Origin of the sequence: Bacillus sp. BML-BC051 (assembly GCF_019656175.1) — a bacterium.
Lineage (GTDB): Bacteria > Bacillota > Bacilli > Bacillales > Bacillaceae_G > Bacillus_A > Bacillus_A mobilis.
Map to the genome: position 1 here is coordinate 1 of NZ_BPLI01000043.1, position 12,606 is coordinate 12,606.

The 12,606-nt window shown below is 31.1% G+C and carries 13 protein-coding genes; 3 read left to right on the plus strand and 10 right to left on the minus strand.

The window, feature by feature from the left end:
* Positions 1 to 146: 146 nt before the first annotated feature.
* Entirely contained in the window at positions 147 to 389 is a 243-nt protein-coding gene (locus K5S59_RS17640; RefSeq protein ID WP_000467112.1) for a hypothetical protein, read from the minus strand.
* Positions 390 to 489: 100 nt separating this feature from the next.
* On the opposite strand from K5S59_RS17640, the gene K5S59_RS17645 reads away from it, so the two are divergent.
* Positions 490 to 1,092, plus strand: a complete 603-nt coding sequence (locus K5S59_RS17645; protein ID WP_000751948.1) for a hypothetical protein — start codon at positions 490 to 492, stop codon at positions 1,090 to 1,092.
* A gap of 536 nt (positions 1,093 to 1,628) precedes the next feature.
* Here K5S59_RS17645 and K5S59_RS17650 read toward each other — a convergent pair.
* The 7 genes from K5S59_RS17650 to K5S59_RS17680 form a co-directional block, all read right to left on the minus strand.
* Positions 1,629 to 3,434, minus strand: coding sequence for an ATP-dependent nuclease (locus tag K5S59_RS17650; protein WP_071758408.1), 1,806 nt, complete (start codon positions 3,432 to 3,434; stop codon positions 1,629 to 1,631).
* A 504-nt stretch (positions 3,435 to 3,938) separates the two neighbouring features.
* Positions 3,939 to 4,319: a DUF6262 family protein gene (locus tag K5S59_RS17655; RefSeq protein ID WP_081144143.1), complete on the minus strand. Its 381-nt coding sequence runs from the start codon at positions 4,317 to 4,319 to the stop codon at positions 3,939 to 3,941.
* Between the two features lies 1 nt (position 4,320).
* Positions 4,321 to 6,435 carry a tyrosine-type recombinase/integrase gene (locus tag K5S59_RS17660; protein WP_130777337.1) on the minus strand — a complete coding sequence of 705 codons (2,115 nt, stop codon included), beginning with the start codon at positions 6,433 to 6,435 and terminating at the stop codon, positions 4,321 to 4,323.
* Between the two features lie 4 nt (positions 6,436 to 6,439).
* Positions 6,440 to 7,564, minus strand: a complete 1,125-nt coding sequence (locus K5S59_RS17665) for a tyrosine-type recombinase/integrase (RefSeq protein ID WP_044821999.1) — start codon at positions 7,562 to 7,564, stop codon at positions 6,440 to 6,442.
* Between the two features lie 173 nt (positions 7,565 to 7,737).
* Positions 7,738 to 7,899 carry a hypothetical protein gene (locus tag K5S59_RS17670; RefSeq protein WP_193387225.1) on the minus strand — a complete coding sequence of 54 codons (162 nt, stop codon included), beginning with the start codon at positions 7,897 to 7,899 and terminating at the stop codon, positions 7,738 to 7,740.
* A gap of 526 nt (positions 7,900 to 8,425) precedes the next feature.
* Positions 8,426 to 8,938, minus strand: a complete 513-nt coding sequence (locus K5S59_RS17675; protein ID WP_000385108.1) for a helix-turn-helix domain-containing protein — start codon at positions 8,936 to 8,938, stop codon at positions 8,426 to 8,428.
* Between the two features lie 21 nt (positions 8,939 to 8,959).
* A complete protein-coding gene (locus tag K5S59_RS17680; RefSeq protein WP_000202840.1) occupies positions 8,960 to 9,310 on the minus strand; it encodes a zinc-finger domain-containing protein in 351 nt (116 codons plus the stop codon).
* A 229-nt stretch (positions 9,311 to 9,539) separates the two neighbouring features.
* Between K5S59_RS17680 and K5S59_RS17685 the strand changes: the two genes are divergently transcribed.
* Complete coding sequence (locus K5S59_RS17685) at positions 9,540 to 10,583, plus strand: tyrosine-type recombinase/integrase (protein ID WP_001021543.1); 1,044 nt, start codon at positions 9,540 to 9,542, stop codon at positions 10,581 to 10,583.
* Positions 10,584 to 10,721: 138 nt separating this feature from the next.
* Entirely contained in the window at positions 10,722 to 11,048 is a 327-nt protein-coding gene (locus K5S59_RS17690) for a helix-turn-helix transcriptional regulator (RefSeq protein WP_000019024.1), read from the plus strand.
* Positions 11,049 to 11,639: 591 nt separating this feature from the next.
* Here the strand turns inward: K5S59_RS17690 and K5S59_RS17695 are convergent.
* Positions 11,640 to 11,918 carry an AbrB/MazE/SpoVT family DNA-binding domain-containing protein gene (locus K5S59_RS17695; RefSeq protein ID WP_000843061.1) on the minus strand — a complete coding sequence of 93 codons (279 nt, stop codon included), beginning with the start codon at positions 11,916 to 11,918 and terminating at the stop codon, positions 11,640 to 11,642.
* A gap of 67 nt (positions 11,919 to 11,985) precedes the next feature.
* Positions 11,986 to 12,417, minus strand: a complete 432-nt coding sequence (locus K5S59_RS17700) for a hypothetical protein (RefSeq protein WP_000894389.1) — start codon at positions 12,415 to 12,417, stop codon at positions 11,986 to 11,988.
* Positions 12,418 to 12,606: the final 189 nt, after the last annotated feature.

A 12,606-nucleotide genomic window follows, 5' to 3' on the forward strand; every position in this document is an offset into this window, starting at 1 on the left:
GTAGGACCCCTAAATAAAAATAACGGCATAAACCCCTTAAATAACCGATTTTTCCTAACTAGCACTATATTAAAATTGTTAGTAAAATATTCCATTTATCTAATAATTTGTTATAATCGTATTTAATAAGAATTATTGTTAGTATTTTACAAATTTATGATGTATTCTCCTATCCAAAAAATAAAACATAATGCTACAAAGCCAACAAGATTTATCATTACTTCCTTTTTTGTAGGTCTGTCTCTAAATATAAAAGCGGATAAAAACAATAAAAACGCCATTCCATACAACCACCAAACTGTACGAGATATGCTAAACAACCCTATAGACAGTGCAACTACAATAATTACGTAAATACGTTCATTTTTTGAAGTAATCTTACCAAACATATTGACTCCTACCTCCTATTTTTAGAAAATAATTACTTTTCAGAGAATGACTGTATAATATATTGTATTAAATTTCTTATACAAATGAAAGGGGATTATTATGAAAAAAACATTATTAGCAGGAAGTTCATTGGTTTTATTACTAAGCTCAGGGTTTGCATTTAGTTCAACAACGCAAGCAGCAGAGAACAAGGAAGGAAATTCACCTGCAGTTTCTTACAACCAGGATGTATCAAAAGAAAATAGAGCAATTGATATTAGTTCATTACCTCAACAAGATTTAGACTCTTTATTCCTAAATGGACAAGCTCCCTTTAATCCAATAACACCTAAAGATTCGGATCAAATTCAATATGTTCACCCCACAGCTGGTACATTCAACTGGAAATATGTAACGACAACTTATGGAAACAATGTATTTTATAATGCCTCATATCGTTTTATGGTTAACGCAGCTATAGCAGGTTTAGGTGCTGGGGTTATAGCGAAAATCGGAAATACGTTTGCTTCTGGTGTAGCTGGGTATGTAATAGGTGGACTATCTCTTCCTAAAAGTAAAAACTATTGGTGGACTGTACAAAAATGGCAGGATCAAGATGCATACAATGTTTATATTAAATACAACATTAAAGTTTATTCTGATTCTGGACGTACAAAATTAGTTGATTCTTATACCGAGCAATTTGCACAAAGATATAGATAAAACCATTGCCGTAAAATATATTAAAGACTAACTATTAAATGGGTTTGCTTGTTTTCAAAATAAGCAAACCCTTCCCTATAAAACTACTTTTATTTTTTATATCACTTAAATTAGGAATCACAGTATAAACCACTTAATTTAGTCCCTCATATTTCCAAACGTTGACCAAAAAATGAAAATATGGTATGTTTACTTTAGATTAGTTATATATTGAATGCATATTCAGTATATATAAAGTATAGTACTTAACTGAATTGCATAAACTAAAAAAGACGAGATGCTGTCAACATCCCGTCTCATAACTGCTACTGTCAAGGTGGCTGTTATTATGCATTATCTTTTTCTTTTAGACCCACGCTTGTACTTCCTACTTATCAAGACCTAAAATTAAAAAAAACTTTAAATTCAAACACCGTAACATATTAGATATAACTAATATGTTACGGTGTTTTTCCCTTCTATTATCCATTATGTTTACAGATCCAAAACAACAGTCCTTCAAACTCAATTTTTAATTAATTCTTGAAAATCGTACTTTACTCAGAAACTAATTCATCAAGTGCATCCAGTAATTGAGATGAATCTTCCCATTCTAAACAACCAGCCGGAGTTCGAGCAGCGTGATTACTAAGCGCATGTAAAAGATCTGTGATTTTTTGGAAAGCATTAATATCTTCCCTAATTGTTAATAGTGCATTATAAGGTTTCTCACCACTAACAGCTTCTCCAAAATAAGCTTCTTCAAAATTCGGAATAGATGATAAAAGTCTGACTTTAGTAGCATCTTCATGCATGTTTACCGCTTCTTTTATATTATCATTTGTTGCCCATGCCTTATTTTTTTTGAATTCACCATTCAGTTTTCTCTTATTTGTAAAAGGTCTGTCACTGTCATGAAGAATAGAGTATCTAGATCCAAAATGATTTAGTATTTTTACTAAAGAAACAATAGTATCTTTTCCTCTAGCGCGTATAATATGAATGTTATTAAACGCTTCAGGATTTGCACTGATGACATACTTGAAAGCTGTATACTCTGTATCTCCTTCAACAATAATGGAATGACCTCCAAAGAAAAATTCTGCGACATATGGGTCGAAAATATTCAAAAGTTTTAATCTTTTTTTATCATCTTCATCTAGTTTAGCCTTATTAGGCCTAAACAAAGTTGTTCCATTAATTTCTCCGTCTTCATTACGTTCTACACGAATGATTGTGGTATTATCTCTGGAAAGATCGATAAATGCAGGAGAATGAGTAGTAACCATTACTTGCCAATTACCAGATTGGGGAAGATCGTAAAGTACTTTACAAGCTTCTCTTATTGCGCTTGGATGAAGGCACAACTCTGGCTCATCTAATAATAGGACATGCGGTCGTTGAGAGCTTTTCTTTTTTGAAAGCTGAGTTTCATTTATAAATTGAAGTGCTGCCCAAAGTAAAGTTCTTCTAGCACCACTACCTTGTCGTTCTATCGAACTCTGATAACCACCTTCCGGGCCCATTAACAATTGTGGATTGGCTTTAAAAAGATTAATACTCTTTTCTAATTCTTCCTGAGGTCTTGCATCAAATTTCACTTGATATCCCGGGAAAACCTTATCTATTAGCTGCGTAATTTGATTTTCTGCATTTTCTATTTCATTTTTAGAATCTTTTATAATTACATTTTGAATTTCTTCAATTTTATCTATTAAAAGACTATAATCAGTTTTTTGATCTCCATCTTTATTTTCAACACTTATAAAAGATTTCACCCTATCTGTTAAAACAGATTGTAAAATATTTATTATCTCTTTTGATTGTGCTTCTGGGTTAGAAAATGCATCTACTAAATGTGGTTGGGGTCTTCGTGAATTTGCAACATTCGGCGCTCCCCAAGGCACTTGATCTGACCAATCATTTTCATATACATCAAACCCTCTTCTAACTGGGTCACCAACATTTTTCCAAACCCATTGTTCACGTACATATTTTTCACCAGTTTCTGAATCAACTCTTATCCATCTTTCTCCTGGACTATTATCATATACAACTGTTTGCAATTCGATTTCAGGGAAACTCCCTTCAGTTATCTCACTATTCGGAAAATCATCAATATGTAATTTCCCCTCTTTGGAACCATGTGACATTACTACTTCGTATGCCCTAAGAATCGAACTTTTCCCAACATTATTGGGGCCAACAAGAACTACAATATCATCTAATTCAATTTCCACAGGGTTGTTTCCAATACATCGAAAATTTTTGATAATCAATTTACTCAATCTAGGTCTTGGAACTTCAGTATTACTAGATTCAAGTGTTATAATTGGTTGACTTGTTGCTTTCTTTTTTGCCATCTTCTCACTCCTGTAAGTATAATTTTACCATCTATTTCAATTATATCACTCTTATGTATGCTATATATTTAAATTTTCAATCGAATCTTCAGTTCTTTGTTTTCGCTTTGTAAAAATTGTATATTCAATAGTTGTAATGATTCAAAGCCTAATACACTGATTAATATATATAGTAAAATTAAAAGATTTAAGAGTAGATAGTGAAGGCCTCCTTATAAAATTATATAAGGAGGCCTTCACTATTTATTAATTTAATATTTTATAGTTTTTTGTATTCCGTCATTATATTATAAGAATTTACTATTTGACGGGCGTTTTATTTTTCTTTTTTAAGCCTTTTTTGTTGAAATAGAGTTATATTTGAAAATAATATGCAAAATGATAATAATATATTTTTCTTTTTTTCTAATTTCACAGTTATGTTCTAAAAGAATTCTATAATAAGAAAACTGTAATCTTTAAGAAATTTTCAAATCAAATTTCATAGGAGGGATAATATTCCCACTATAGCTGTTTATATATATTGGCATAATTCACACTTAATTGTTTCCGTAATTCTTTATTTTCGGCTTCTAATTTTTTCATACGACGTTTTAAGGAAGCAATAACAGCATCTTTATTATTATTATCCATTTCTCGTTTCACCTGTTTCGGAGTAGGTACTTGTGATTGCTGTTGCCTAAGTGTTTCAATTCTATTTCTTAGTTCTTCTGTCTTATAAAGTGTTGCTTTTGATACACCAGCTTCTTTTGATACACTATTAAAATTTATGCTTAGATTTGCCCGTATAAGTCTTTTAATACCCGCATCCACCTTTTGGTAGGTAGATGCTTTCCTAGATATATGGATTTCCTTCAAATGCTTTGCGCGGTTGTAATCCTTCATATTAGATACCTAACCTTCTTTTCATTCTTTCTTGTCTACCAAAAATAATATCGCCCTTTTGAATAGTTTTCAAAATGTCTTCATAACGTGTTAAGTTTCTCTCATATTTTTCTAGCATTTCACTGCGCCCTTTTTGTTTTGCTAATTCCATAGTTTTAGATGTTGTTTTTATAAGTAACTCATATTTTTGTACATCTAATTCAGAAAATCCGATAGCCAAATCCCTACAAGGGCTTCCACCATTACAAGTTAGACATGGAGGCTCTTCCATATGAGGGCAATTGCCATTTAGACGAGCATGACATGTCCCATACGGATTATCCATTGCATTTAATTTATGATCTTGCCACAATGCATCTAAAATATCCCTAGGTATGTTTTCAGTTGCTGTAATCTCCTGTACTTCTCCATTTAAATTAAAACTAAATACTCCTTGATTAATTACAGATTCAAAAGCTTTTCTTTTAGTATCATCTAATAGTTTTGCGTATCTTAATGTCATTTCTGGAGAAGCATGAGCTAATAATTCTTGTACCGTTAATATATCTGCGCCACCATTCAGCATTTTCACAGCATAAGTATGTCTAAATTGATGGGTTTTAAAATGGAATAATTCACCATTTTCATCTACAATGTTTGTTTCAATTGCTAATTGATTTAACCTCCCTCTAATATAACTTTGCCCAAAGGGCCTTCCTTTTCTAGAACCACGATAACGTATAAAAATAAATCCTTCAGGATTATTATCTTGATTACTATTTTCTAATGATTTTTCAGTTAACACTGCAATCATGTCTGCTAATTCATGATCAATGGGAATACGATGTCCTTTTACATTAGTCTTCTCAATATTAGTCATAATAGAATATTGACCATTTAAAACCCTCAAACAATCATCCTTTAGGCACAGTACATCCGAAATACGTAAACCAGTTTTAAACGCAATCCAAATAACCGGGATGATTTCTTCATTTAGGCTGTTAATGTTAGTAAATAATTGTTCTAATACAAAGTCTGGGATGTAATCAATTTGATCAATAGTTTTTTTTTGAAGTTTCGGGAAATCTTCTCTAAAGATTAACATGCGTACATCAGTTTGAGGGGCGATGTCGTATTTGTATAGTTGTATATCATTCAAGAATTTAGAAGTTATGGTTAGGGACTTATATATATAGTGTTCAGGATGTGCATTCTTATTTTTTAAGTTTTTTTCACAACATTTCCGTAACCATTGGATGTATCCTTCTATGTGGCTGCGCTTTAATTTTTTAATATCTACCCATGTAGATTCTACGGAAAAAATATAGAGAAAGAAGTTCGATATATATATCATGTAGTTTATTGCTGTAGAAAACCTAAAATTATTTCCGTTCAACAATCTTAGTTTAATGTATCTTTTTGCTTGTTCACGAATATTTTCATGCTCAATTTTAGTGAAATCAATATAATGTGAAGCACTACTTTTGTTATATTTAAGTCCGTATTGTTCATGAAGAATTCTAATATCCCATCGGTCTTTTTGCCATTCCTCACGAAAATCCGCCAATATGAATAACTTTGAATATAATAGACGTAAAAACGCTGCGGCTTTAGTCTTTGCATTAGAGACTATCTTGCCGTATCTTTTTGTTTTACAAGTCGTACTTCTCCCTCTTTCATTGAGCCAAAATATCCATTCTCTTTCTGCACTTTCAATATCTAAATGAAGTAAAGATGGAAGCGTTGGATATTTTCGATTCATGAATGTTATTAATAGTCTTAAATACTGCTCGACCCCTTTAAATGCGGTATATATGTTCCATTCATCCCTGAAAATCCGTTGATAAAATATATATTTTACTTCCAGATTGACTGAGGGACTTTTAAATGAAAAGGAGATATTGTTAAACTTACTCTTTAAACTTATATATTTTTGTAATGAATCACTAAATTGTTTTATTTGACCAACACGTTCAACATCCCACATATCATTAATCAAGAAATACGGATCTTGAATTTGTTGTATTACTACTGAACCATCTTCATGAATAGTTTTCTCTGGATATGTTAATAATTCCTGTTGTAATCGTTCATGAAACCCTCTTTCACCTGTAATTATCCGTTGAGTATTTTTCACATCCTTAGTCCTTTCCTTTTTTTATATTAAGCGCAAATGCTTCTTGTGCTTTCTGCCAATCTTTCCGAATTTCTTCATCAGAAGGATGAAGATAGAGGTTCATTGTAGTTTGAATATTAGTGTGTCCCAATCGTTCTTGTACCTGTTTAATATCCTTTGTCTCTTGATAATATAATGTGGCATGTGTGTGACGAAATAGGTGAGGATGAACAGCCAGACCCGTTTTTTTTCTTAATCGCTTAAATAGAGACTCAACATCTCCATATGTCATCGGTCTACCTTTATTTTCTCCCCGTAGTTTTACAAAAACAAAATTTGTATCAATATCTAGTTCATCAATAACTTCATATTGATAATCATCATACAAATCCATTAGGGATTGTGATATAAAAATCATACGTTCACCTGTTTTTAGTTTAGCTCCATTTTCTAACTCTCCTCGATCTGTTAAACGAATTTTATGCCCCTTATAATCAAATATAAAATCCTCCATAAATAAAGAAAGCACTTCTCCAATTCGCAAACCTGTTTCAAATAGAAGTTGGATAAGAAAGGAATCTCGAATATTCGTTGTTTCCAATATAATTCTTTTTACATCCTCTTTTGTCAGTGTATTAATTCTCTTACGAGGCTCTTTAACCTTTAAAACATTCTTTATACAAGGATTATCTTTATTTATATGATGAAGAAAACTCCTATATCGTTTATTTCCCCCAGTAAATACATATCGCATCAACATATCCTTTGTATTTTTTGATAACTCTCCATTACGGTATAAATAATCATAAAAGTTTGTAACTACTGTAACTATAAGGTTTATTGTCTTTTCGGTTTTTCTCGCCTTTATAGGCTGAATAGGTATGACTTTGTTATTTTCATATGGGCTCCTTATCCAACCTACAAATTCTACTAAATCCTCCAATTGTATCTTGTTATAATCTTTTTTGAATTCCTGTAAATACACAAAATATTGTTTTAACGCATAACAATAAGTTTTTTGAGTGTTACTACTCTTCCCAGTATTATCTAGATATTTTAGGTATTTCATTGCTGCGAATACTGGTATACCTGTGTCATCGATTAACATATATCTTTTACCTTGTTCTAAAGCGACTTCCTGTACATGCATAGTTAATCAACTCCTTTTTCATATTCAGTTAAAAACCTCGCTACACCTCCCGCGCGAAATACATCCTCTACTATCCAACAAATAACTAAATATTCTGTACATAATAGACATACTCCTCTATATCTGTATAAGGAATCTATTATATAACAAGAAAGTGGATACTATGCTTTATATTAAACATAGTATCCACTAATAATCTTAGTACATTTAATTGGTCGGTGAAGCGCGGGTTTTTTGTTGTCTTTTTTTTCGAATTGCTTTTTCAGTGCGTATGCTGAAACCTCACGCACAACTGCTCTTGCAATTTCTTTTAAAAGTTCGAACAAAAATTCCATGTTATATCACCCCCTTTCCTTCCAAATGGAAAGAAGGGATAATAACAAGCCCACCTTCACACGATATACAGTTATACTTCTATTTTACCATACTTCAACAATCTAAAATAGAAAATCTGTCCAATTTTAGTCTGTATATAATCTTTTAGTTAAGGAGTTTTATAAGAATTTAGTTTACTATAATCTGAATATGTATACTGTATTTCTTGGATTTTTCATAATTGACCTTAGTTTCATATGCTATTTTTTGAGAATATAATTTCAAATAAAACGCCCTTGTAATTATCCACTTTATTTTCCTTTATTTTCCTTTATTTTCTAACTTATATATATTAACCCTTTTCTTGAAATTACAGTGATTTTTTTAGGAATGCACCCGAAAAGTGACCTCTCAAAATCGTCTGTAATCGTTTTTTGTGTTTAGGGTAATGTAATTGCACTCGGAAGAGAGAAAGTTTCTTAAAAATGAAAATAGAACCCTTTTAATGTTTTTTCATTTTTCAGGGATCTATTCTCTCTGGGATTTCTATTCTTCTATGTCTTCTTTTACTTCTGCAGATAAAATGTCTTCAGCAAACTTCTTGTAGCCATTATACCCTTTCTTTGCAGCCTTTTTCTTTATTGCTTCTACTACCTTTTCATCAAGATAGAGACTTAAATGCTGCTTTTTCTCTTTCGATTCTTCTTTTGATCTGTTTTCAATTCTTTCTTTGAAAATTTCCAAATCCTTTTTTAAGTACAATCGTTCAGTTGATTTCCCTTTAGCAATCTCTTTAAAGGGCAATATCCCATCTTTAGCTGCATTATGAACGTAAGTCTTAGACTTACTTAGAAATTCAGCTGCTTCTTTTAATGTTAAAGAGTCTTTGTATAATTCCTCTAACTTTTCTACATCTCCTTGCTCAAAGCGATATCCGCCATCTGCTTTCCAAGTGGCCATATTGATAGGTTCGATGTGTTTATACTTAATTAAATAGCCTAATTGATTTTTTGTTAAACCTACCCTATCGCATACCTCTTCTAAAGATAAATAGTCCATTTCTCACCTCATCCGAAACTTTCATTCTAGCTGTTGTTTAAATTTTCTTAGTTGATACTTTGTTAAACCGGTTTCTTTTACTACATCTGTGATTGAGTACTCTTTATACTGAAGATACTTAAAAGGATTTTCCATATAACGTTCCCGTACCTTATTAAATGTACTCTTTTTCGATAAAGAATTCAATTGCTCTCCTTTCTCTCGGATGGAATCGAAAATGGGACAACCTTTACAATGTTTGTAGTTTCTCTGTTTTGCCTGTTCTTGCTCATCTGTACAATTCACTGATAGGTTGTTCAGAGGGCAAATTGAACAATGGGTATCTTCTAAGTTATGGATTTCTTGTAAAATTTTCAGACGAAGACTAGTCAAAAAAATCTCCTCCTACCGCATTTGGATTGAAATGTACAAAAAAATCAATTAAACATTTCCATTATACATTACCTAAATAGAAACGTTAAATAATAAGCCAAAAATATATATTTAAACATTTCATTTTATACCACAATAAATTATGTATTTATTGTGGTATAATTAGAATCATAAAATTTTATAAAAATATATGTGTATCTTTTCATTCTATTAAAAGGTGTGTGTAAATTTGAATATTATAAATTACGAACATAATAATCAACTTGTAAAATCTAAATCGGATTTTTTTGATAGCAGTCATTTCGAAAAAATTATGGGTTTGGGTATCCGTAATATTGACTACTCCCAATTAAGTGAAGAATCATTAGTTTATTTATTTTTACATGATGAGCCTTCTTTAACGAAAAAAAGAAGTGAGCGAACTAAACAACAGTATCTGCACGATCTTTCTCATTTTCTTCGTTACATAAAAGAAACCATTGGAACCATCCAGGAGCTATCCCATAATGATATGGAAATCTACTTCTATCAACTAAGTAAGAAGTACGCGGCCACCACATTACGTCGAAAGAAAACAGTGGTTCAGCAGTTTTTAAAATATGTGTATGATAACAATGGACTCTCTGACAACTTTAGTAGTCGTCTCAAAAAAGTATCTGTAAAAAAAGAAGAGCTAGTCAATCGTGATCTCTTTCCAGAAGAAGTGAACGAAATTCTAGATACATTGAAGAAAACGAATTTCTTTATGTATTCCTTGTTTTTCCTTCTTACAACTACTGGACTCCGGATTGAGGAAGTTGCAAATGCAAAGTGGGCTGACCTTGCATTCCACCCTTCTTTAAATGTTTATCTCCTACGTGTAGTTGGTAAAGGAAATAAAACGAGAGAAGTTCGTATCTTTGAAGATGTACTTAACGATCTCTGTCGTCTTCGTCAATTACGAAAACAAACGAGTGAATTAGATGCCTCTAGTTCATCTGCCTTTCTACCTAAAGCGGATGGTTCTCATTATAGGGCCGACTACTTATCAAAATATGTAGCAGAAAAAATTGAAGAAACTAATTTACCATTTCTGCGTTACCGAAAAGATAGAATAACTCCTCATACCTGTAGACACTTCTTCGCCAATCATTTAATGGGAAAAGGAGTCGAACTTAAGAAAATACGTGACTATTTAGGACATGAGTCTATTATGACGACGGAACGTTATTTAAGAGAACGTACAAGACGTCAAAACTTGGCCACAATAGATATCGGAAATTCGTTATTTTAGTAAGTATATATATAATAAGAAGAAACTCGATTGATGTATCGTTTTCTTCCTATTTTTCTGCTCATAGAACTCTAAATATCTCTCTTTCATCATAACATTTACACTAACGTTATAAATCAGAAAGGAATAGGTAAAGATATGTCCCATTTAAGCAAACGACTTGCTGAATTGCGAAAAAAACGAGGATATACGCAAGCCGATATATCACATCGCCTAAACATCGCCCGTACTACTTATGCAAATTGGGAATATGGAAAAGCTGATCCTGATGCAGATTCGATAATGCGGATTGCAGAGCTACACAATATCTTCATAGATGAATTGTTCGGAAGAAATAATCCTCTAGAAAGTAAATTAGAATCTATTAAAGTAGCGTTAGCAGATATACCTGCTGAAAAGCAACAAGAAGCGCTGGATGTTCTTATTAATTATACATATTTCATTAAGAAGCACTTTCTATCATAAGGTAAAAAATAAGTTTGAAATTCATGAAAAGGTATGTGTTTGGATCATCTATCCATACCTTTTTGATATTTGTGAATGATAAACTCTACATAACGATCTAAATAATCTGAATTATTAAAATGAAATCCATCAGTAGCAACTAATATCTTATTTAATGCATCAAACTAATTATTCTAACAAACCTGTATAGTATAATTACATATTTATAATGCCAAAGATCTATTTCTTCTTTTGTCTGCATAGCTCATATTAACAATTAATTTTGTATTGCTCGGAAAAATAAACAGCCATACACTGCATTAACCCTAAAACAAGAACGTTTGTTCTTATTATATTCCCACTTAACTTAAATAATCAAGTCGTTTCATGAGAATACGTTCGTTTTCTAAAAGAAATTATGTATTTTTCTTGAATTTATATTCATATATATAGAATGTGTGATTATTTATGCTAAAATGAATGTGATATGAAATATTGCTAATATATTTGCCATTATAAAAGTAGTGTTTTTAGAATCATGTTGGTTTAAGACAAAGAAAAAGACATCTATAGAGATGTCTTTTTCTTTGTAATGTACTAAGAAGAATGTTGTTATTTAACCAATTGCTGTTGGATTTCCTTAATTAAAAGTTCCGCCCCTTCTGGACTAAGAACAATTTTATTATTTGCTAATGATATATTTTTTTCTGAAATATCACCAGTTATTGCACAAGCATCATAAGATTTATATTTTTGTAAAATAATCTTTTCATCTTCTACAAATATTTCTATAGGATCTTTTTCTGCAATTCCTAATGTTTTTCTTAACTCTTTCGGAAGAACAATTCGCCCTAATTTATCTACTTTTCTTGTAACACCTGTTGATTTCATGTTTAAATCCCCCCTTTATTTTTTATATTTCTAGCTACTATCTGCATGTAATACTACAATTATATATCTAAATTCCTTTGTCGCCTTTTATCTCATTTTCCCTTTCTTTAGCTTCTAAGCTAAATTTAGCGTAAGTCATTATTTTTTCTAGTTCATTTTTGGAAGCATTATAATCTTTAATATAACGTTCTTTTCTTCCAGGACTCATATATTTATTTTTTTTCATTTCGTTTATTGTTTCTATATTCATGACTTTTCGTTTTCCCTTTTTCTCATATAAAAGTTTTAGATGTATAGCTAGGCCTATACTCCAAAGAGTAAAACCAATAATGAAAGATTGTAATGGATGTGCTGAAAGAGAATGATCAATAATAATGAAATAGAGAAAATAAATAATTGAGATTGCAAACAAAAATGAATTATAGTATTTTTGTATATTTTTGTATTTATGTATTTTTATTTCGTGTTGTTTTTTTCTCATTTCAATAGTCTCTAACATGTATAAATTATCTCCTTTTAAATAGGACCAGGTGGTTATTTTTTATACTATCCCCTTTTAACACTAAATAGAAATAATAGTGAAGCCAAAGGGACTATTCCTTTGATATTGCTAGTGTTTGCGCCCCTTGTTTACTTATGTTTCACTAACAACAAATAACCTTATATATTGATTATATAATTAGAGTTA